We start from the raw sequence: 20,514 nt of genomic DNA, 5'->3' as shown, positions 1-20,514 counted from the left end.
TTCACGGGACAGGCCTGCGGAGGCTGACATGTTGAGGCTGTTATCGTCGCTCAAGATAGTATTCCCTGTGCACGAGCCGCCAGACGGCTGCGAAATGGTCGCCTGGCTGGCCGATCCGCTTGCGCATCCCGTGCTCGACGCCATGTCGGAGCGTGAGCTCGGCGACATGCCGTTCCGGCTGACGGCGCGACGCACCGCCCACGAGACGGCGCAAGCGGGCTGCCGCTGATTGGTGCTGACGGTCCGGCGTCTGGCCCAACGCAAGCGCGTTGTGTCGCCGGTCTTCGCACTTATTGTGCACCGCGATGACATCCGCTACCTCAACAGCGCTGCGGTTCGCTTTCGCCGGCATGATCGCCATGGCTGTCGCCATGGGCATTGGTCGTTTCGTCTATACGCCGATCCTGCCCGGCATGATGGAAGAACTCCATCTGTCGGCGGCCGATGCGGGCTGGATCGCGTCAGCCAATTATCTCGGCTACCTCGCCGGCGCCTTCGCCGCGGCGGGCGGCTGGGCGCATGGACGCGAGCGCCTGCTGATGCTGGCCGGCCTCGGCGCCAGCGCCTTGCTTGCCGCGCTGATGGGCTTGTCGGATACGATCGCCGCCTTTCTCGTCATCCGCTTTCTTGCAGGCCTGGCCAGCGCCTTCGTCATGGTGTTCCTGGCCAGCATTGTTTTCAGCCATCTTGCCGCGGCCGGCCGCAACGATCTGCAGGCGTGGCATTTCGGCGGCGTCGGCCTCGGCATCGCCGTTTCCTCGGTGCTGATGGCGGTCCTGGTCAGCGAACATGCCGGCTGGGCGGCGGGCTGGCTGTGGTCGGCGGCGATCTCGGCTTGTGGCTTCATCGTGGTGGCGCTGCTGGTGGACAGCGGTCCGCTGGCCAGCGGCGATACCGGCCGCGAGCCGGCGCTGCCAAAGGACCGCTCGCTGACCAAGGTGATCGTCGCTTACGGCTTGTTCGGCTTCGGCTACGTGGTGACGGCGACCTTCCTGGTCGCCATTGTCCGGCAAGGCGGCGGCGGACGCGTGTTCGAGGCGGTGGTCTGGATGGTCACCGGTCTTGCCGGCTTTCCCTCGGTCTGGCTCTGGCAGAAGATATCGGCGCGGATCGGCCTATACGCGACCTATGCGCTGGGATGTTTCGTCGAGGTCGTCGGCATTGTCGCAAGCGTCGCGGTAGGCGGGCGCACCGGGCCGCTGCTCGGCGGCCTGCTCGTTGGCGGCACGTTCATAGCCATCACCGCGCTTGGCCTGCAGACCGCGCGGCAACTGGCGCCACAGGCCCCCCGGCGGACCTTCGCCTTGATGACGGCTTCGTTCGGTCTTGGCCAGATCATCGGCCCGATTGCCGCCGGGCTCCTGGCGCAGGCGTCGGGCGATTTCTTCCTTGCCTCGATCGCCGCCGCGGCCGTTCTGGTCGCCTCCGGCGTCATCATATGGTCGGCCGCGCCAAAATCGCCATGATTGTGGGTTTGCTCGGTGCCGGGCATCGGGCATGGGCATTTTCTTTCCCCCTAATGTGTGACTTTATGCCTGCTGAACCCAGCTGATTTGCGCAAAAATCGAGGAATTCGCCACAGTGTTCGTATCCTTCTTCCCGCAGCCGAAGCTGTTTTTCTCTTCGGCCGCCGTCTGGAGCCTTGCGGCGATCCTGTTCTGGTTTTTCGGGGGTGAGCAACTGGGCGCCGTCTTCGGCCTGCCGCCGGCAGCAGCCGGTGCACCGCCCATTATCGGCATCGCCGTCCTCGTCTCGAAGCCGTTTCTCTGGTTCTACATCTACTTCGCGTTTTGCGTGGTCGCTTTCTATGCGTTCTGGAGCTGGTATTCGCCGCATCCGTGGCAACGTTGGTCTATCCTGATGACGGCGGTCATCCTGTTCTTCATCTATTTCAATGTGCAGGTCAGCGTCGCCGTCAATGCCTGGTACGGCCCCTTTTTCGACTATGTGCAGGGGCTGATGTCGGGCACCGGAAAATCGACCAACGCCGAATTCTACATTGGGCTGGCCGATTTCTCGTGGCTTGCGCTGGTCGGCATGAACGTGCAGGTGGTCAACGCCTTCATCGTCAGCCACTGGATCTTCCGCTGGCGCACGGCGATGAACAACTATTTCGTCGAGAACTGGGGCAGGCTGCGCCACATCGAGGGCGCCTCGCAACGTATCCAGGAGGACACGATGCGGTTTTCCCAGATCATGGAAGATCTGGGTTCCAGCTTCGTCCAGTCGATCATGACGCTGATCGCCTTCCTGCCGGTCATGATCCAGTTGCAGGCCCATATAACCGAGTTGCCGATCATCGGCGCGATCCCCCAGCCATTGGTGGTCGCGGCACTGGCCTGGTGTCTGTTCGGAACGATTTCGGTCATGATCGCCGGCATGAAGCTTCCAGGGCTGCAGTTCCGCAACCAGCGCGTGGAGGCGGCCTACCGCAAGGAGCTCGTTTACGGCGAGGATCATGCCGACCGGGCCCAGCCCGCCACCACCGCCGCGCTGTTCGCCAATGTTCGCCACAATTATTTCCGGCTGTATTTCCACTACATCTATTTCAATGTCGTCCGGTACACCTACCTGCAGGCCGACAATATTTTCTCGCTGCTGATCCTCGGGCCGTCGCTGGTCGCCCACAAGATAACGTTCGGCGCGCTGAACCAGATTTCGAATGCATTCGGCAAGGTGACGGGTTCCTTGCAGTTCCTGCTCACCTCCTGGTCGACCATCGTCGAACTGCAATCGGTGCATAAGCGCCTGCGCGCCTTCGAGGCGACGCTGCAGGGCGAGCCGCTGCCGGAAATCGACCAGCGCTATCTGGCGCGGCAAGGCGCCGAGGATCCCGCTTAAGTCAGGAAAGACCTGGGTGCGAAACGGGTCGGCGGCTCAGCCGCCGACGGAAGCCTGCTTCTGGCCAGCACCCTGCCGCGAGATATAATCGCGAAAACTGATGCATTCGACGTCTGATTTGACGCAGACCTCGCCGGCAAAACGCTCCAGCGCGTTCCAGTAGGCGCCGTCATTCATCAGCGCGAAATGGAAGCCGAGTTGCAGCGGAACGCGCTTGCCCCGGTATTGATCCTCGAAGGCGGCGCGGAAAGCCCGGTAGGTGCGGTCCGCGAACTCGCCTGCCTTGCTCGGCCGCTCGAAGCCGCCGGAATGCCTGACATAGAGATTGTAGTCCATGGCGATAACCGGCCGCGATTTCGGTCCTTCCGGGATCTGCGGCAGTGAAAAGCGCGCGAGGCCGGCGGTGGTCGGCGGCTGGACCGGGCCGCGCGAGACGCCGCTGGCGTCGAACCGGTAACCGGCGGCGGGCAGCGCCTCGTAGAGCGCCTTGCTCGTCGACAGATAGGGCGCGCGGAAGCCAACCACCGCATGCCGCGCGAAATCGCGCCAGCCGGTCGGCTCGGGCTCGATGCCGTTGATCGCATAGGCGTTTTCGAGGATGTGCTCGAACGAGGCGAACTCCTTCAGCCAGTCGGCCTTGCTCCAGCCCTTGCCGTCGAAATGGCCGCAGCCATGACTGGCGATGTCATGGCCTTCCGATGCCGCAAGCCCGATCTGCTCCAGCCGCTGGCTCACTTCCTGCGTCGAGGCGGCGAAGCCGATGTTGGATTTGCCCGATGTCTTGCCCGGCGCGGTGTATTGGCTGCGCGTTTCCGATGACAGCAGGAAGACACAGGAGAGGAAATAGGTGAAATGCGCTCCGGTGCGCTTCGCCAGCGCCCGGCTGCGCTTCCATTGCGAGATGTCGCGGGCGCTGTCGAAGGAGATGATGACGACCTGCTTCGGCCTTGCCGGCAAAGGCGCCCGCGAGCCGGGTGGATCGGCGAAAGCCGCACCGGCCGTGGCAAGCGAAGCGAGACAGAACGCGGCAACGCGAGACGAAAAGGATATTGGCAACAGCTACTGACCCCCGGCGGTTTTGGCCCCGCTATAGCGCAAATGTGGCGTGGGTGCGGTGGGCTTTTTGTCCGTTTGCCCCGCGAATAGGTGATTTTCCCGTCGAACCCCTTCCATGCCGACAAAATTTCGCTAAAACGCGGGCTCGCGAACGCTCCGGCCCGGGGCAGGAATGGTTTTATTGATGTCCGACGACAGTTTTATCCGTGAAGTCAACGACGAGATCCGTCGCGAACAGGCGCAGAAGCTGTGGGACCGTTTCGGCCCGGCCCTGCTTGTGGTCGCGGTGCTGGTCGTGCTCGGCACCGCCGCCTTCGTCGGCTACCGCTACTGGGACGAGACCCGCGCCAACCGTTCGGGCGATGCCTTCTCGCAAGCGTTGAAGCTGGCCAATGACGGCAAGAACGACGAGGCGCTGGCCGCGCTCGATCAATTGGAGAAGGATGGCTACGGCGCCTATCCGCTGCTCGCTCGCATGCGCGCGGCCACCGTCAAGGCCGACAAGGGCGATGTCGACGCAGCCGTCAAGGATTTCGACGAGGTGGCGGCCGACGCCGCCATTCCCCAGGGCATTCGCGACATGGCGCGGTTGAGGGCGGCGCTGCTGCTGGTCGATCACGGCTCCTTCGCCGATGTGTCGAGCCGCGTCGAGGCCCTGACCTCGGACACCAACACGCTGCGCCACACCGCGCGCGAGGCGCTCGGGCTGGCCGCCTGGAAGGAAGGCAAGACCCAGGATGCGCTGAAGCTGTTCGACCAGATCGCCGCCGATGACGGTGCCCCGCGCAACACCCGTGAACGGGCGACCCTGATGTCCGAGCTGATCCGCGGCTCGGGCAGCGCGTCGTGACATATGAGCTTCAAAGTCGCCATCATCGGCCGGCCTAACGTCGGCAAATCGACTCTTTTCAATCGGCTGGTGGGAAGGAAGCTGGCGCTTGTCGATGACACGCCGGGCGTCACCCGCGACCGCCGCGTCCATGCGGCAAAGCTTTACGACCTGCATTTCGACGTCATCGACACTGCGGGTTTCGAGGACGCCGCCGCCTCGACGCTGCCCGGCCGCATGCGTGCGCAGACCGAGATCGCTATCCGTGAGGCCGACCTGATCTTCTTCACCGTCGACGCCAAATCCGGCCTGTTGCCGGACGACCGGACCTTTGCCGAGATCGTGCGCAAATCCGGCAAGCCGGTCGTGCTGGTCGCCAACAAGGCCGAGGCGAAGGGCGCGCAGGGCGGCATGCTGGAGGCCTGGGAGCTCGGGCTTGGCGAGCCGGTTCCGGTCTCGGCCGAACACGGCCAAGGCATGCCCGACCTGCGCGACGCGGTGATCGCCGCACTTGGCGAGGCGAGAGCCTTTGGCGAAGATGAGGACGACGACGAGGAGATCGCCTCCAGCGAGGTGCTGATCGGCGAGGATATCGCCGATCCCGACGCCGACGAGGTGCCGGCCTATGACGACACCAAGCCGATGCGCATTGCCGTCGTCGGCCGCCCCAATGCCGGCAAGTCGACGCTGATCAACGCACTGATCGGCGAGGAGCGGCTTTTGACCGGACCGGAAGCCGGCATCACCCGCGATTCCATCTCGGTCGATTGGGACTGGCGCGGCCGCCGCATAAAATTGTTCGACACCGCCGGCATGCGCCGCAAGGCCAGGATCCATGAAAAGCTCGAGGTCATGTCGGTGCAGGATGGCCTGCGCGCCATCCGCTTCGCCGAGATCGTCATCATCGTGCTCGACGCCACCATCCCTTTCGAGAAGCAGGATCTCCAGATTGCCGACCTGATCATCCGCGAGGGCCGCGCGCCGGTGATCGCCTTCAACAAATGGGACCTGATCGACAATCCGCAGGAACTGTTGGCAGAACTGCGCGAGAAAACCGAACGGCTTTTGCCGCAGGCGCGCGGCATGCAGGCGGTGACGGTTTCGGCCGAGACCGGACGGGGCCTCGACAAGCTCATGGAAGCCGTCATCCGCACGCACAAGGTCTGGAACAGCCGCGTCTCGACCGGCAGGCTCAATCGCTGGCTGGAAGGCATTCTTGCGCATCATCCGCCGCCCGCGGTTGCCGGTCGCCGGCTGAAGGTCAAATATGTCACGCAGGCCAAGACGCGCCCGCCGGGCTTCGTCGTCTCGTGCTCGCGCCCGGATGCGATGCCGCAATCCTATGTCCGCTATCTCACCAACAGCCTGCGCGAAGCCTTCGACATGCCGGGCGTACCGATCCGCATGGCGTTGAGGACTTCGGACAATCCCTTTGCCGGCAGGGCCAAGAAGCGCTGACGTCCGGGGGAAGGGTGCCAACCCTTCGACGCGGTGTAGACCCTGGAATGACGAAGAGGGGCTGCGACCAGGGCCTAGGCGACCTTCAGCAGGTTCTCATCCGTCCGCGCGCCCTCCGGTAGTGCCTGCCGCGCCGCTTCCAGCAGGATATCGGCGAGGCGGGCGGCCACCGGTTCGGGTTCGGCATCCCTGCGGTGCAGGAACAGCGTCATCCTGGGCAGCGCCGGCAGACCGGCAATCTCCGGCGTCATCGCGCTGACGCTGGCCGGCAGGCCGATGTCGGTGCGGATCGTCAGCCCGAGCCCGGCTGCCACAGCCGCCCAGATGCCACCAAGGCTCGGGCTGGAGAAGGCCATGCGCCAGGGCAGGCCGGCGCGGTCGAGCGTTTCGGTTGCGACCGTGCGCAACAGGCAAGGTGCTTCCAGCGCCACCAGCGGCAGCGGCTCGCCATGGCGCAGGCTGGTCTCGATGCGCTTTGCCGGGCCGATCCAGCGCATCTGCACGTCGGCGACATGCTGGCTGTATGGCAGCGTCGCGCCGCTGTGCCAGGCAAGTGCGATGTCCAGGCTGCCCGAGATGATCCGCTCCGCGAGCTCATGGCTGCGCGCGATGCGGGCCTCGATCTTGACTTTGGGATGGGCACGGGCGAAGCGGCCGAGCACGTCAGGTAGCACCGCCTCGCCAAAATCCTCCTGCAGGCCGAGCCGCACCCAGCCTTCCAGCTCGACATCATGGATAGCGGCGGCCGCCTCGTCATTGAGCTCGACCAGCCGCCGCGCATAGCCGAGCATGGTCTCGCCGGCTTCCGTCAGTGCCAGCCCGCGTCCCGACTTGCGGAAGATAGGCGTCGCCGCCTGCTCCTCCAGTTTCTTCAACTGCGCGCTGACCGCCGAGGTCGAGCGGCCAAGCCGGTCGGCCGCCTTGGCGAAGCTGCCAAGCTCCATTCCGGTGACGAAGCTTCTGAGGACGTCGAGGTCGAATGTCACGCGTCGCATGATAATCCCGTTTTTTAGGATTGTGCGTCAAAAACTTCCTGATTTTATGGACAAAGCTATGGCGATAGACATGCGCCGTCAAGGCCGGTCACCGGGCCGCAAACGGGAATGAAACCATGTCCGCCATCGTCACCCGCACCGATTGTCAGTCGACGCCACGGGCCGAAGGCTCCGGCTCCAGGACCTTCGCGCCCAACCACCGCTGGAAGGTGCTGGGCATCGGCGTCGCCGCCAATGCCGGTTTTTCCGCTACTTTCTCCGGCATACCGGCAACCGCGGTGCTGATGCGGCAGGGCTATCATCTCGGCAATGCTCAGCTCGGCCTGGCGCTTGGCCTTCTCGGTCTGGGCGTTGCGCTCAGCGAACTGCCCTGGGGCCTGCTCACCGATCGCTGGGGCGATCGCCGTGTGCTTTTGACCGGGCTCGGCGCCACGGCGGCGTGGCTGTTCCTGATGGCGTTGCTCATCGTTCCATCCTCGTCCGGCGAGCCGGGCGTTCATGTCCTGGCCGCTGCCTTGCTCGTCACCGGCCTGCTCGGCGGCAGCGTCAACGGTTCGAGCGGCCGCGCCATCATGGGCTGGTTCCGCGAAGGCGAGCGCGGATTCGCCATGAGCATCCGGCAGACGGCGGTGCCGCTTGGCGGCGGGCTGGGCGCTCTTGTCCTGCCCTCGCTTGCCGCCAGGCATGGCTTCGCGGCGGTCTATGGCCTGCTCGCCGCCTTCTCCGTGATCTCCGCCTTCTTCGCCTGGCGCTGGCTGCACGAACCGCCGACGCAGGGTTCGGCCGCGCCGACCGTTCTGGCCGGGCCCCCGCCGCTGCGCAATGTCGAGGTCTGGCGCATCGCAGCGGCCATCGGCCTGCTGTGCTTTCCGCAAGTGGCCGTACTCACCTTCGCATCGGTCTTCCTGCACGACTTCGCCGGCATGGGGACCCTGGCCACCAGCGCAAGCCTCGCCGCCGTGCAGACCGGCGCCATGGCGATGCGCGTCTGGAGCGGCCGCTTCACCGACCGCCACGGCAACCGCCGGCCGTTCCTGCGCCTGTGCAGTGCGCTCAGCGCGCTTGCCTTCACGCTGCTCTGGCTGCTGGTCCTGGCCGGCCCGACCATATCAGGCGGCCAACCCGTCGTGATGGCCACGCTTCCCGTGATGCTGATTGTCGCAGGCATCCTGGTCTCCGCCTGGCATGGCGTCGCCTACACCGAGCTTGCCACGCTTGCCGGCGCTGGCCATGTCGGCACCGCGCTCAGCCTGGCCAACAGCTTCGTTTTCATAGGTTTCTTCCTGGTTCCGGTGGCCATTCCGGGGCTCTTGCATCTCTGGTCCTGGCCCGGCGTTTGGTTGTCGGCGGCGGCGTGCGCGTTGATCGCGTGGCCCATCTTCCTGCGGCCGGCCTCCATGTCCGTCCCGCCGCAAAACCGCCCCACTTCGCAACCACGAGCCTGAGCCGACCGGGAAAACCCGATCGAAGCTGTTAACGTCCCATCAAGGTTAATGCATCATTTTGCTCTCCAGTGGGGTCAGTAGCGTTCCTGGAGAGAGTTCCGTGCATCGACGTGTCTTGACGCGCCTTGTTGCCGTCGCCGGTGAGAAGAAACGCAGCCTCGTGGCACCTTTCATCGTCGGCCTCGGCATCTGGATCGGATTTCCGACGGTTTCCGCCTACCAGGATATGACGAGCCTCGTTTCCGGCCTCGAGGCGCCGACCCGCTGGAATTCCTATGTCGAGAAATCCGTCGCCGGATCGGTCCATGCCGCTGAGATGCCGTTTGTCGACGACGCTGTGACGGGTTCGCTCTCCGGATCGGGGGTGCGCCTGCCCGGCGTCGGCGCCGTCTCCTTTCGCGGCAAGGGCGGCAAGGTCAGCACTACGCCTGATGAGGACCGCATCGTGCGCGCCGACAAGAAGGGCCGCATCGTCCAGATCTCTCCCGTCGCCCCGCCGAAGAACTTCAACGCCGGCTCGATCTTCGAGCGCACCTCATCCCTGCTGCGGCCCAGCATGGACAGCGGCCTGAAGATGGCTTTCGCCAAACCCCAGATCAAAGGCAAGGAAATCCAGATCGCCGCGGCATTCCACGCGCGTGAGGACAAGAAGCCGGATCCCGGCGTGTCGCCCATGCTTGCCGCCCTGGTCAACAACGATCATCCGGATGTGCTGGCGACGGCCTATGCGCAGGCCGCGCCCGATTATGCCAAGGCGTCGCCCTTCGAGGCCCTGCTCCAGGACGAGGAGCCCAACAGCGGCCGTTTCATCCCGCCGATGGCCAAGGGCGACCATTCTTGGATCCAGAATCCGCTTCCGGCGAGCGTCTTCTCCAAGCCCGAGCAAAAATGCCTGGCCAACGGCATCTACTTCGAGGCGCGGGGCGAATCCGTGCGCGGCCAGGCCGCCGTTGCCCAGGTCATCCTCAACCGTGTCCGCAATCCGGCCTATCCCAATTCGATCTGCGGCGTCGTCTACCAGAACGACAGCTGGTTCAACCGTTGCCAGTTCTCCTTCGCTTGCGACGGCAGGAAGAAGCGCATCGACAACCCGGTCGCCTACAAGGCCGCGCAGGATGTCGGCATGGCGGTGACCGCCGGCAAGGTCTTCATTCCCGAAGTCGGATCGTCGACCCATTACTATGCCAATTACGTCCATCCCAACTGGGCGCGCACGATGCAGAAGATGACCAAGATCGGCCTGCATATCTTCTACCGCACCTATGGCGGCGGCTGGAGCTGAACGCCCGATAGGCGTCCATATTTTTGCGCGGCTGCGCGGTCTCTCGAAGAGCCGTCGCGCGGAGGATTCGCTCAAGGCGTTCGCGCCGCCATGGCGGGCACGATGTCGCACCTCTCTATTATATTGATTTCATTGTATAAAATACATGGTAACGAACTTCCGCCCGTGGCTTGACGGGCGCAAACCCTCTAACTATGTTGCCGGCGACTTTAGAAGCGGACGGACGGTGACGGTCTGCCCGGGCAGGGGGGTTGCGATGGCCGACGAAACTGGGCCAGGCGGAACCGGAGAAACCGGCCGCGGCAAGCAGCACGAAGCCGCCATCCGCGACGACGAACTTGAGCGCCGCCGGCGTGAACTTGAAGCATCGCTTGCGACAAGACGGCCGGACCGGCTCGAGGGGAAAGACGCGAAACCAGTGACCGGGTACGGTCAGGCACTCAAGCTGTCCAGCGAGTTCATCGCCGGGGTGGTAGTCGGTGCCGCCATCGGCTGGATCATCGACCGTCTGGCGGGGACATCGCCATGGGGTCTGATCGTGTTTCTGCTGCTTGGTTTTGGCGCGGGCGTGCTCAATGTCATGCGTTCGGCAGGCGTTGTGGCGGAATTCGGACAGGGCGACAAATCGCGCTCTGGCCGCGACGACAGCAAGTGACCGCCGTTCAGGCGGCACTTGGAAATAGCCGCCTTTCGACGGGCGGCATGGTAACAAGGCCGCATGCGGCACTGACGGGGTTTGAACGTGGCAGCTGACAAGGTCGATCCGATCCACCAGTTCCATATCAACAAGCTGATACCGATCGATATCGGCGGTTACGACTTGTCCTTTACCAATTCGGCGCTGTTCATGGTCGCGACCGTGGTCGTCGCCGCGGCATTCCTGTTTCTGACGACGTCGAGCCGCAGCCTCGTTCCCGGCCGGCTGCAATCGATCTCCGAAATGGCCTATGAATTCGTCGGCAACATGTTGCGCGACGCCGCCGGCACGCAGGGCATGAAGTTCTTTCCCTTCGTGTTTTCCCTGTTCATGTTCGTGCTGGTCGCCAACCTGCTTGGCCTGTTTCCGTATTTCTTCACCGTCACCAGCCACATCATCGTCACCTTCGGCCTCGCCGTGTTGGTTATCGGCACCGTGATTGTCTACGGTTTCGGCAAGCACGGCCTTGGTTTCCTCAAGCTGTTCGTGCCGCAAGGCGTGCCGGTGTTCCTGCTGCCGCTGGTGGTGCTGATCGAAGTGATCTCGTTCGTGTCGCGCCCCGTCAGCCTCTCGGTTCGTCTGTTCGCCAACATGCTCGCCGGGCACATCACGCTGAAGGTCTTCTCCGGCTTCGTGGTCAGCCTCTCGGCGCTGGGCGCGGTCGGCGTCGCTGGCTCGGTGCTGCCGCTGGCGATGGCCGTGGCGTTGACCGCGCTCGAACTGCTGGTCGCCTTCCTTCAGGCCTATGTCTTCGCGGTGCTGACCTGCATGTATCTCAACGACGCCCTGCACCCGGGGCACTGATAAAAAATTTCCGGCGCAAGAGTTTTCAACATTGCCGCCGGAATGGAATCGCAACGGAATTTCAGATCCAAAGGAGTTGAACAAATGGACGTAGAAGCAGCAAAGTACATCGGCGCCGGCATCGCTTGCCTCGGCATGGGCGGCGCGGGCATTGGCCTCGGCAACATCTTCGGCAGCTATCTCTCGGGCGCGCTGCGCAACCCGTCGGCCGCCGATGGCCAGTTCGGCCGTCTGATCTTCGGCTTCGCCGTGACCGAAGCTCTGGGCATCTTCTCGCTTCTCATCGCGCTGCTGGCCCTGTTCGGCTGAGCCCCTGTTTGGCTGAGCCGCCATTTGGCTAAGCTATGGGAAGATTGGACAGGCCGGCCGCGAGAGCGGCGGGTCTGATATCAGGGGATAGTCCATGTTCGTGACATCTGCCTTTGCGCAAGAGTCCGCGCCTGCCACCGAGGCTGGCCACGCTGCGACGGAAGGCGACACGCATTCCGGCACCAGCGTGCCTGCCGAAGCTCATGGCATGTTTCCGCCATTCGATCCGGCGACGTTTCCGTCGCAGCTTCTTTGGCTGGCGATCACGTTCGGGCTCTTCTACCTCTTCCTGAAGAGGGTGGTGGTGCCGCGCGTCGGCGGCATCATCGATGTCCGCAACGACCGTATCAGCCAGGATCTCGATCAGGCCGCGAAGCTGAAGGGCGAGGCCGACGCCGCCGTTGCTGCTTACGAGCAGGAGCTGGCGGAAGCCAAGAAGAACGCCAACGCCATCGGCCAGCAGGCCAATGACGCGGCCAAGGCGGAAGCCGAGACCGCGCGCAAGAAGATCGAGGCCGCGCTCGACGAGAAGCTCGGCGAGGCCGAGGCGCGCATTTCTTCCATCAAGGCCAACGCCATGAAGGAAGTCGGCAGCATCGCCGAGGACACTGCCTCGGCGATCGTCGAGGCGTTGGTCGGCGGCAAGGCCAGCAAGGCCGAGATCGCGGCCGCGGTCAAATCCGTGGCCGGGTGAGGAGCGCATCATGGACGCCACATCTCTTGCAACGCTCTGGGCCACGATCGCCCTGGTCATCTTTTTGGGCATCGCCATCTACATCAAGGTGCCCCGCCTGATCGCCAAGGCGCTCGATGCCCGCGCCGCCAGGATCAGCAGCGAGCTTGACGAGGCGCGCAGGCTGCGCGAGGAGGCCCAGCAGCTGCTTGGCCAATACCAGCGCAAGCGCAAGGAAGCCGAGCAGGAGGCCGCAGACATCGTCGCCGCGGCCAAGCGCGAAGCCGAACTGCTCGCCGCCGAGGCGCACAAGAAGACCGAGGACTACGTCGCGCGGCGCACCGCTCTTGCCGAACAGAAGATCGGCCAGGCCGAGCGCGAGGCGATCGGCGAAGTGCGCGCCAGCGCCGTCGACATTGCCGTCGAAGCCGCTCGCACGCTGCTCGCCGGCAAGATCGACGCCAAGGCCGGCGCGGATTTGTTCAAATCCGCGCTCCAGGATGTGAAGGCGAAGCTGAACTGAGCCTTGACCGACGCAGAACAATCAAAAGCCGCCTGGGCAACCTGGCGGCTTTTTTGTTGGAGCAGTGCGCAGAAGCTGCCAATCTCCCCCCTCGTGGGGGAGATGCCCGGCAGGGCAGAGGGGGGCGCTGTCCCGCCAGCCTGTCAGACAATCCCTCAGACAATCCCTGCGCTGCCTTGCGACTTCTGCGTGAGTAGAAGTAGTTCTGGAAGGTAGCGATCTTTCGCGCCCCCCTCTGTCCTGCCGGACATCTCCCCCACGAGGGGGGAGATCAGCTATATCGCTGCCGGCTCACTCCAGCCCGGCGAAGCTCTCTTCTTCCACCACCTCGGCACCTTCAAGCCTGAATGGCGCGAACGACACGCGGTGCAGCCGCGCCACCGGCCCGTGCGTCTCGATCGCGGTGCGATGGCGGACCGTGGCATAGCCCATATGCACTTCGAAGCCGTAGTGCTGGTGATGGCTGCCGCAGCCGCACATCATGCGGTCGCGCATCACCTTGGCGACGATCGAGGCGGCGGCGATGGATTGCGAGCGCTGGTCGCCCTTGATCAGCGCGCGCCCCGTGCAAGGCAGGCCCGGCGGCACGTCGCGCCCATCGGCAAGCGCGAGCTTCGGCTGCACCGGCAGGCCGGCGACCGCACGGCGCATCGCCTCCAGGCTCGCCTTGAGGATGTTGCTGCCGTCAATGCCCTCGGCGCTGACCGAGGCCATCGACACGCCGAGCGCGGAGCCGATGATGCGCACGAACAGCGCCTCGCGTTGCAAATGGCTGAGCCGTTTGGAATCGTCGAGGCCGTCGGGGATGTTGGCAGGGTCGAGCACGACCGCAGCCGCCACCACCGGTCCGGCCAGCGGGCCGCGTCCGGCCTCGTCCATCCCCGCGACCGGCCACAGGCCTTCGGCCATCGCCTTCGTCTCGAAGGAGAAATCGGGTTTCTCGACGATTTCGAAGAGAGGCGGAGAATCAGAACGCGCGCGAGCCATGTTGCGGCGAGGTTCGCATCGGCTCTGATTCTCCGCAAGTCCCTCCGGGTCGGGTGGGGCGCCGGACCGGGAGGGCACCGTCTGCAGGCCGGGGCAGGCCGGACGGGATTTTTCGCCACGGCGGCAAACAGCCGCGGTCGTTCAAAGCAGCATCAACTGCTCCTGGTCCTTGCCGGCGGCGACGAACTGGTCGGTCCGCAGCGTGCGCCGCTCGGCATTGAGACCGAGCCGCTTGGCGGTGATTTCGAAGCGCCGGCCGATCTGCCAGGCGTAAGGACCCGCGCCCTTCATGCGCTTGCCCCATTCCGAATCGTAATCCTTGCCCTCGCGCATCGAGCGGATCAGCGACATCACATGGCGATAGCGGTCGGGATAGTGGCGCAGCAGCCAGTCCTTGAAGATCGGGCTGACCTCGAGCGGCAGACGCAGCACGACATAGCCCGCCTCGCGTGCGCCGGCATGGTGCGCCGAATCGAGGATGCGTTCCATCTCCTGGTCGGTCAGCCCGGGGATGATCGGCGCCACCATGACCGAAGCAGGGATGCCGGCATCCGCAAGCTGCCTGATCGCCTCCAGCCGCTTGGCCGGCGTCGAGGCGCGTGGCTCCATGGTGCGCGCCAGCATGCGGTCGAGCGTCGTCACCGACAACGCCACCTTGGCGAGGCCCCGTTCAGCCATGCGTGACAAGATGTCGATATCGCGCGTCACCAAGGCGGATTTGGTGACGATGCCGACCGGGTGGCCGCGCGCCTCCAGCACTTCGAGGATCTCGCGCATGATCCGATACTGCTTCTCGATCGGCTGGTAGGGATCGGTATTGGTGCCGATGGCGATGGTTCGCGGCTGGTAACCGTCCTTCGACAGTTCCTTGTCGAGCAGGCGCGCCGCGTCGGGCTTGGCGAACAGTTTGGATTCGAAATCCAGCCCCGGCGACAGGCCCATGAAACTGTGCGTCGGCCGCGCAAAGCAATAGACGCAGCCATGCTCGCAGCCGCGATAGGGATTGATCGAGCGGTCGAAGGAGATGTCGGGCGATTCATTGCGGGTGATTATGGTACGCGGCTTCTCGACCTGCACCTCGGTCTTGAAGGGAGGCAGTTCCTCCAGCGAGTTCCAGCCATCGTCGAAGACATGCCGGCTGACCGGCTCGAACCGGCCGGACGGGTTGATGCCTGCCGACCGGCCGCGGTTGCGGTCCGGACGCACGCGCATGCCGCTCTGCTCGATCATCGCGTTGGCCATTTCGGCTCGTCCTGCTCCGAAGGCGGCAATGTCGGCGCGCATGATCGGTTCCATCTTCGCCCGCTCCCAGGGACTGTCCATGTTGTTTCGAATCGCTCTGTTCATGAATTTAATCCTATTTGCCGAACGAGAACAAAGCAAGAACTTTCTATGGTGCGCCGCAAAAACTGGCGCTGCGTTCCGCTTTCCGCTATTCGGCAAATGATGCTCACCGTTCTCATAGAGACCCACAATGACGAGGAGGGCCTCGCTCGCACCTTGGCGACGCTGATCGGCGGCGCCGTGGAGGGCGTGGTTCGCGAGGTCATCGTCTGCGACGCCGGTTCCACCGACCAGACCCATCGCGTCGCCGAGCATGCCGGGTGCCAGTATGCGACCGACGGCGTCGCGGCGGCCATCCGGCACGCGAAGGGCGATTGGCTGTTGCTGCTGGAACCGGGCGCGCGGCTGGTCGACGGATGGATCGGCGAGGTCGTTGCGCATACAGCGAGGCAAACCATGGCGGCGCGGTTTTCACGCACACGCGCCGGCCGCGCGCCATTCCTGGCCCGTATCTTCTCGGGAAACCGTGCCTTGGCCGACGGGCTGCTGATCAGCAAGCGCCAGGCCACATCCTTGTCGAAAAGAGCCGGCAGCGCCGAGGCTCTCGCTCGCGGCCTGGCGACCAAGCGGCTGGATGCCGAAATCTGGGCCGCTCCGGCAAAACAAGAGCACCGCCCGTCCAAATGATTTTGCAGCTGCTCTGTCTACGTGCGTTGCACATGTGACGCGCAGCCAGTTTCCGATCACGCGGGTGCCGGCGCGCAGGCCGCGGCTGATGATGGAAGTGGTTTCGGTGTCTCGCGGTCCTCGCGCCGGCGCTTCCACGGCGAGCCGGTCATTCGCTAAAACGCATCTCGACAGGCATCCAGCGAAGACGACGTCTGGCTTGACGCTGTGCCTTGCTTTCCGCGTCGTAGTCGACCGGGATCGGTTCCTGACTGAACGACCTTTGATCGTCCAGGGCGTTGATGATGACGATTGCCCTGGCATCGTCCTCTCCGGCGATTGCGGCGGTATAGACACCGCATTCACCGCAGATAAGGTAGTCGGCCGTCCCCAATCCAAAACGGTATTTCTTCAATCGCTGGATGTCCTTGACTGAGATGACCAGTCTGCCGTCCGGATCGGCGACGGCGCGCGAGCCATGCTTCGTACAGAACGAGCACTGGCAGGCGCGAACCTCGATTTTCGATGGATCGAGCTCGGTTGAAAATCGAAGGCGTATGTTGCCGCAATGGCACCCGCCATTATGCACTGTCATCGCGTCCGCCCGTCTTCAACGGCGATGGCCGCCGCCGCGAGACGATACGTCCTGCCGCATCCGGTTTGGAATGGTCTTTCGAAGGCGAAGGCGGTGTTCTGCCTGGCAAACGCGGCGTGAAACCAGCGCCTTGCCTCGGCTTTCACGGAGCCGACATGCCGCGCCGCAGGTGCTCGTCCAGGCGCGGCATGATCTCGACGAAGTTGCAGGGCATGTGCCGGTAGTCGAGCTGCGCCTTCAAGATGCCGTCCCAGGCATCCTTGCAGGCGCCGGGCGAGCCCGGCAGCACGAAGACGAAGGTGGCGTTGACGACGCCGCCGGTCGCCCGGCTCTGGATCGTGGAGGTGCCGATCTTGTCGTAGGAAATGCGGTGGAACACCTCGGAAAAACCATCCATGCGCTTTTCGAAGATCGGCTCCAGCGCGTCCGGCGTCACGTCGCGCCCGGTGAAGCCGGTGCCGCCGGTGGTGATGACCACATCGATCCCATCATCCTTCGACCAGCCGAGCACCTTGTTGCGGATCTTGTCTCCATCGTCGGTGACAATGTCGCGGGCGGCGAGGATGTGGCCGGCATCCGCGATGCGATCGGCCAGCGTCTGGCCGGACCTGTCGTCGGCAAGGCTGCGCGTGTCGGAAACGGTCAGCACCGCGATGCGGACCGGAATGAAGGAACGGCTCTCGTCAGTCCTGGCCATGGGCATCTGCCTCCGCCGTCATGCTGCGCGTCGCGGCGACGAACCAGTCGGGTTGCCGGGCGCGGATGTCCGCGGCCGCGCGCTTGGCGACATTGCCGGTCTCGAACAGGCCGAAGCACGTGGCGCCGGAACCCGACATGCGGGCACAACCGGCCCCGGCCTTGTTCAGCACCGAAAGTGCCTTGCCGATGGCGGGCTCGATGGCGCGGGCCGCCGGCTCGAGATCGTTGCGCGTTATCTCCAGCCAGTTGCGCAGGCCGTGGAAGTCAACCACATGCGGCAGCGGCGGCAGCGCATCATTGTCGCGCCGCGACAGCGCGTTGAATACGTCGGCGGTCGAGACCGCCTTGCCGGGATTGACCAGCACCAGTCCGAGCGCCGAGAAATCAGGCACGATCGACAGCTCCTCGCCGATGCCGCGTGCAATCAGCGGCCTGGCTGCCAGACACATGGGAATATCGGCGCCAAGCGAAAGCCCGATCCGCGCCAGCGCGACATCGTCGATGTCGAGTTGCCAGCTTGCCGCAAGCCCGCGCAGAACTGCTGCCGCATCGCTCGACCCGCCGCCGACGCCGGAAGCGACGGGCAGGTTCTTTTCGAGCTTGATGGCGACCGGCGGCGTGCCGCGAGGACCGGCTGCCTGCCGCAGCGCGTCACGCGCCCTGAGCACCAGATTGCTGCCGTCGACGGGAACATCCGGAGCGTAGCGGCCGGACACGCTGAAATCGTCTCGCTCGGCAAGCGCGATCTCGATCCTGTCGCCAAAGCGCGTGAACACCGCCAGGCTTTCGATCAGATGATACCCGTCATCGCGCCTGCCGGTGACATGCAGAGCGAGGTTTATCTTGGCGGGCGCCGGCCATATCCGGACGCGCTGGCCGGATTCCAGGCTCTCGATTGCGAGTGAAATGAGGATCAGTCCTTGGCCAGCCGGTACTCGCCGGTCTTCGGATCCTTCACCAGCGTCCCCATCGCGCCGTTTGCCGTCTGCTTTTCGGTGCGCCGCACCTTGGCGGTTACACGCTCGGCCTCGCGGATGAAGGTGCGGTAGCCAAAATAAGCGGCGATCCCGACGACGGCGAAGAAAATGATCTGCGGCATATCAAAACTCCTCCCACGCTGGGCCGGCGAAGGGCGGCCGGTCGGGTCGGTTGGCGCATGTCGTCCAAAGGCGGTTTCTGGAGAAAAACGACATGCATGGAACTTCGAGGTTCATGCTAGACGGTTTTGCCGGGTTTTCAAAGCCCGAAGCGCGCCCACAAAGCGCGCTCTTGCGCCGCATCGATCACGCCCCCGGTGGCAGCGGCGGCAATATCGGGCGCCGAAAATCCCTTGCTCGAGCCGAACAGCCCGAAGCGGCCGAACAAACCGCGCGGCGCCGAGATCAGCTTGAGTTGGGTTTTCGCCCCGAACCGCGTCTTGAGCACGGATCGCATGTCGCCGAGCGCATCGACAAGCCCAAGCTCCAGGCCGCGCTTGCCGGTCCAGAACAGGCCCGTGAACAGGTCGGGATCGTCCTTGAGCTTCGTGCCGCGCCGCTCCTTGACCAGATCGATGAAGGTTTCGTGCACTTCGAGCTGCAGCGCCTTCAGCCGTTCGATGTCTTCCTTTTTCTCGGGCTTGAACGGATCGAGCACCGACTTGTTCTGCCCTGCCGTGTGGACGCGGCGCTCGACGCCGATCTTCTTCATCAGCTCCGGGAAGCCGAACGAAGCCGAGACCACGCCGATCGAGCCGACGATGGACGATGGATCGGCGAAAATCTCGTCGCCGGCGACCGCGATCATGTAGCCGCCCGAGGCAGCGACGTCCTCGACGAAGACCAGCACCTTTCTGTTCTTCTCGATCGCCAGGTCGCGGATACGCTTGAAGATCAGCCGCGACTGCACCGGCGAGCCGCCGGGCGAATTGATGGAGATGGCGATCGCAGGCGCGTCGAAGGAAAACGCCTTTTCGATCAGCCCGGCGGTGGAGGCAAGCGACAGGCTGGGACGGAACGGGCCGCCGCCCGCCAGGATGGTGCCGTGCAACCGGATAACCGGAATGGTGACGACCGTGGAACGCCAGGATTTCGGCAGCAGGCGGTTGAAAAGGCGTTTCACTGAGGTCGATCTCCGCTCGATGGGTTGCCAGCATGTAGGAATTTCAAGGCCAACGGCAATGCCGCGGCCATCGCGGCCAGGTTGTGTTCAATCTCCGAACAGGGAGGCGAGGCCGTTGTTGATCATCTCCGTCCGTTCCGACGGGCCGTCGCCCGTCTGCGCGTGAAGCATCAAAGGCGGCCGGATGGCGAGTTTGCCGCGCGCCCCGAGCGTTGCCCTGACGATGATGCGGATCGCCGCGGCATCGGGGCGGGGATGCACGGCCAGCATCTCGGCGTCGCCGAAACGGCCCGCGATCGCATCGAGAAGCGAACCGAGTTGCTCGGGCCGCGCGATGATGGCAAGCCCGCCGCGCGGCCTGACCACCGCTGCGGCACTGCGGATCCAGCCCTCTAACAGCCCGTCCTCCATGACATGCGCTTCCTTTCTCAAGCGCTCGGGCGTGGCGCGGTCCTGCGCGGCGTTGAAGGGCGGATTCATGATGACGAAATCGAAATCATTGTCGCCGAGGCCGGCCGCCGTCCTGGCGCGGCCCGAAAGCGCGACATTGGCGACGAGCACCGAAGCGCGGTCGACGAGGTGAGCGTTGCCGGGATGCGCGAGCGTGGCCGCGGCGAAAGCCGCCATTTCCGGCGCGCGTTCGACCAGCACGGCCCGGGCCGTCGGGCAGCGCGCCAGAACGGCAAGTGCCGCGGCACCGGCGCCGGCGCCGAAATCGGCGAGACGCCCGCCGAAGGAGGACGGCACGGCAGCCGCCAGCATCATGGCGTCCATGCCGGCGCGATGGCCGCCATGCTTGGGCTGCACCAGCCAGAACCGGCCGCGATGGAAGGCATCGACCGTGTGGGCTGGCGTGTCCGGGGCGAGAGCGGCTGGCGCGGCGGACATTATTTTTGGCGGATCTCGTTGGCGATGCCGGCATCCGTCAGGATGCGCCGCGCCGCGTCGGCCTTGTCGGCGTCGACCATGACGCGCCGCGGCAGGATGCCGAGCGAGCCGTCGAGCACGCTCATATTCTGGTCGGCCACGAAGCAGCCGATGCCGGCATCGCGCATCAGCGATTCGACGAAGGAGATGATGACCGCGTCGTTGGTGCGAATGAGCTCTATCATCGGACGAAACTCTCAGTTTGCCGCGTTCATGTAAACGCATGCGAGGCCCGAAACCAGAGAAGCCGCGCCAATTCGCCACTTGCCGTGGCCGCGTTCGCCGCCCTAGAGTCCGTAACGGAACTAAGGGTGCCGTCGCACGCGTTACATCAGACGGGAGAG

Annotated in this window: 24 protein-coding genes; 13 read left to right on the top strand and 11 right to left on the bottom strand. The window is 64.6% G+C overall.

The genetic code is table 11. The annotated features are described in order from the left end of the window. Positions 1-28 precede the first annotated feature (28 nt). The 3 genes from FJ867_RS19850 (at position 29) to sbmA (ending at position 2,841) form a co-directional block, all read left to right on the top strand. Entirely contained in the window at positions 29-229 is a 201-nt protein-coding gene (locus tag FJ867_RS19850; protein WP_140520836.1) for a hypothetical protein, read from the top strand. Positions 230-305: 76 nt separating this feature from the next. Continuing rightward, complete coding sequence (locus FJ867_RS19845; protein WP_140818325.1) at positions 306-1,466, top strand: YbfB/YjiJ family MFS transporter; 1,161 nt, start codon at positions 306-308, stop codon at positions 1,464-1,466. Positions 1,467-1,581: 115 nt separating this feature from the next. Continuing rightward, complete coding sequence (gene sbmA, locus FJ867_RS19840) at positions 1,582-2,841, top strand: peptide antibiotic transporter SbmA (RefSeq protein ID WP_140497950.1); 1,260 nt, start codon at positions 1,582-1,584, stop codon at positions 2,839-2,841. 36 nt (positions 2,842-2,877) lie between these two features. Here sbmA and FJ867_RS19835 read toward each other — a convergent pair whose 3' ends face one another. Continuing rightward, entirely contained in the window at positions 2,878-3,891 is a 1,014-nt protein-coding gene (locus tag FJ867_RS19835; RefSeq protein ID WP_140818474.1) for a polysaccharide deacetylase family protein, read from the bottom strand. A 190-nt stretch (positions 3,892-4,081) separates the two neighbouring features. Here FJ867_RS19835 and FJ867_RS19830 point away from each other — a divergent pair, with 190 nt between their 5' ends. Beyond that, positions 4,082-4,747: a tetratricopeptide repeat protein gene (locus tag FJ867_RS19830; RefSeq protein ID WP_140514747.1), complete on the top strand. Its 666-nt coding sequence runs from the start codon at positions 4,082-4,084 to the stop codon at positions 4,745-4,747. A 3-nt stretch (positions 4,748-4,750) separates the two neighbouring features. Further along, on the top strand, positions 4,751-6,184 hold the full coding sequence (gene der, locus FJ867_RS19825) for a ribosome biogenesis GTPase Der (RefSeq protein WP_140497954.1): 1,434 nt from the start codon (positions 4,751-4,753) through the stop codon (positions 6,182-6,184). Between the two features lie 74 nt (positions 6,185-6,258). On the opposite strand, the gene FJ867_RS19820 is transcribed toward der, so the two are convergent. Continuing rightward, positions 6,259-7,179 carry a LysR substrate-binding domain-containing protein gene (locus tag FJ867_RS19820; RefSeq protein WP_140497956.1) on the bottom strand — a complete coding sequence of 307 codons (921 nt, stop codon included), beginning with the start codon at positions 7,177-7,179 and terminating at the stop codon, positions 6,259-6,261. A gap of 116 nt (positions 7,180-7,295) precedes the next feature. On the opposite strand from FJ867_RS19820, the gene FJ867_RS19815 reads away from it, so the two are divergent. From FJ867_RS19815 to FJ867_RS19785, 7 genes are all read left to right on the top strand, one after another. Continuing rightward, positions 7,296-8,624 (top strand): MFS transporter, encoded by a 1,329-nt coding sequence (locus tag FJ867_RS19815; RefSeq protein ID WP_140818323.1) that lies wholly within the window; start codon positions 7,296-7,298, stop codon positions 8,622-8,624. Positions 8,625-8,724: 100 nt separating this feature from the next. Then, positions 8,725-9,906: a cell wall hydrolase gene (locus FJ867_RS19810; RefSeq protein ID WP_140818321.1), complete on the top strand. Its 1,182-nt coding sequence runs from the start codon at positions 8,725-8,727 to the stop codon at positions 9,904-9,906. Between the two features lie 256 nt (positions 9,907-10,162). After that, positions 10,163-10,561: an AtpZ/AtpI family protein gene (locus FJ867_RS19805; protein ID WP_140498124.1), complete on the top strand. Its 399-nt coding sequence runs from the start codon at positions 10,163-10,165 to the stop codon at positions 10,559-10,561. 87 nt (positions 10,562-10,648) lie between these two features. Then, positions 10,649-11,407 (top strand): F0F1 ATP synthase subunit A, encoded by a 759-nt coding sequence (locus FJ867_RS19800; protein WP_140497962.1) that lies wholly within the window; start codon positions 10,649-10,651, stop codon positions 11,405-11,407. Positions 11,408-11,491: 84 nt separating this feature from the next. Then, complete coding sequence (locus FJ867_RS19795; protein ID WP_140497964.1) at positions 11,492-11,716, top strand: F0F1 ATP synthase subunit C; 225 nt, start codon at positions 11,492-11,494, stop codon at positions 11,714-11,716. Between the two features lie 94 nt (positions 11,717-11,810). Beyond that, a complete protein-coding gene (locus tag FJ867_RS19790) occupies positions 11,811-12,410 on the top strand; it encodes a F0F1 ATP synthase subunit B (RefSeq protein ID WP_140497966.1) in 600 nt (199 codons plus the stop codon). 10 nt (positions 12,411-12,420) lie between these two features. Beyond that, positions 12,421-12,912 (top strand): F0F1 ATP synthase subunit B, encoded by a 492-nt coding sequence (locus tag FJ867_RS19785; protein WP_140497968.1) that lies wholly within the window; start codon positions 12,421-12,423, stop codon positions 12,910-12,912. 291 nt (positions 12,913-13,203) lie between these two features. On the opposite strand, the gene FJ867_RS19780 is transcribed toward FJ867_RS19785, so the two are convergent. Further along, complete coding sequence (locus tag FJ867_RS19780) at positions 13,204-13,899, bottom strand: ribonuclease HII (protein ID WP_140497970.1); 696 nt, start codon at positions 13,897-13,899, stop codon at positions 13,204-13,206. Positions 13,900-14,040: 141 nt separating this feature from the next. Continuing rightward, positions 14,041-15,195, bottom strand: coding sequence for a PA0069 family radical SAM protein (locus FJ867_RS19775; RefSeq protein ID WP_140514951.1), 1,155 nt, complete (start codon positions 15,193-15,195; stop codon positions 14,041-14,043). A 150-nt stretch (positions 15,196-15,345) separates the two neighbouring features. Here FJ867_RS19775 and FJ867_RS19770 point away from each other — a divergent pair, with 150 nt between their 5' ends. After that, positions 15,346-15,870, top strand: coding sequence for a glycosyltransferase (locus tag FJ867_RS19770; RefSeq protein WP_140818473.1), 525 nt, complete (start codon positions 15,346-15,348; stop codon positions 15,868-15,870). Between the two features lie 148 nt (positions 15,871-16,018). On the opposite strand, the gene FJ867_RS19765 is transcribed toward FJ867_RS19770, so the two are convergent. The 7 genes from FJ867_RS19765 to FJ867_RS19735 all read right to left on the bottom strand — a co-directional run bounded on the left by FJ867_RS19765 (position 16,019) and on the right by FJ867_RS19735 (position 20,355). Beyond that, positions 16,019-16,264: a hypothetical protein gene (locus FJ867_RS19765; protein WP_140671798.1), complete on the bottom strand. Its 246-nt coding sequence runs from the start codon at positions 16,262-16,264 to the stop codon at positions 16,019-16,021. Positions 16,265-16,586: 322 nt separating this feature from the next. Continuing rightward, the gene (moaB, locus tag FJ867_RS19760) at positions 16,587-17,141 is read right to left on the bottom strand and encodes a molybdenum cofactor biosynthesis protein B (protein ID WP_140818319.1); all 555 of its coding nucleotides are present in this window, start codon (positions 17,139-17,141) and stop codon (positions 16,587-16,589) included. Further along, positions 17,128-18,030, bottom strand: coding sequence for a 4-(cytidine 5'-diphospho)-2-C-methyl-D-erythritol kinase (locus FJ867_RS19755; RefSeq protein ID WP_140497978.1), 903 nt, complete (start codon positions 18,028-18,030; stop codon positions 17,128-17,130). Before FJ867_RS19755 ends, moaB begins: the two co-directional genes overlap by 14 nt. Before the next feature lie 26 nt (positions 18,031-18,056). Further along, on the bottom strand, positions 18,057-18,242 hold the full coding sequence (locus tag FJ867_RS19750; protein WP_140497980.1) for a hypothetical protein: 186 nt from the start codon (positions 18,240-18,242) through the stop codon (positions 18,057-18,059). A 137-nt stretch (positions 18,243-18,379) separates the two neighbouring features. Next, on the bottom strand, positions 18,380-19,243 hold the full coding sequence (locus FJ867_RS19745) for a S49 family peptidase (protein WP_140497982.1): 864 nt from the start codon (positions 19,241-19,243) through the stop codon (positions 18,380-18,382). Between the two features lie 87 nt (positions 19,244-19,330). Continuing rightward, positions 19,331-20,131 carry a methyltransferase gene (locus FJ867_RS19740; RefSeq protein WP_140564280.1) on the bottom strand — a complete coding sequence of 267 codons (801 nt, stop codon included), beginning with the start codon at positions 20,129-20,131 and terminating at the stop codon, positions 19,331-19,333. Continuing rightward, positions 20,131-20,355, bottom strand: coding sequence for a DUF2007 domain-containing protein (locus FJ867_RS19735; protein WP_135901951.1), 225 nt, complete (start codon positions 20,353-20,355; stop codon positions 20,131-20,133). The genes FJ867_RS19740 and FJ867_RS19735 overlap by 1 nt, the downstream gene beginning before the upstream one ends. Positions 20,356-20,514: the final 159 nt, after the last annotated feature.

The organism is Mesorhizobium sp. B2-5-3, from assembly GCF_006441005.1.
Classification (GTDB): domain Bacteria; phylum Pseudomonadota; class Alphaproteobacteria; order Rhizobiales; family Rhizobiaceae; genus Mesorhizobium.
This window is presented reverse-complemented; position numbering and strand designations above follow the sequence as displayed.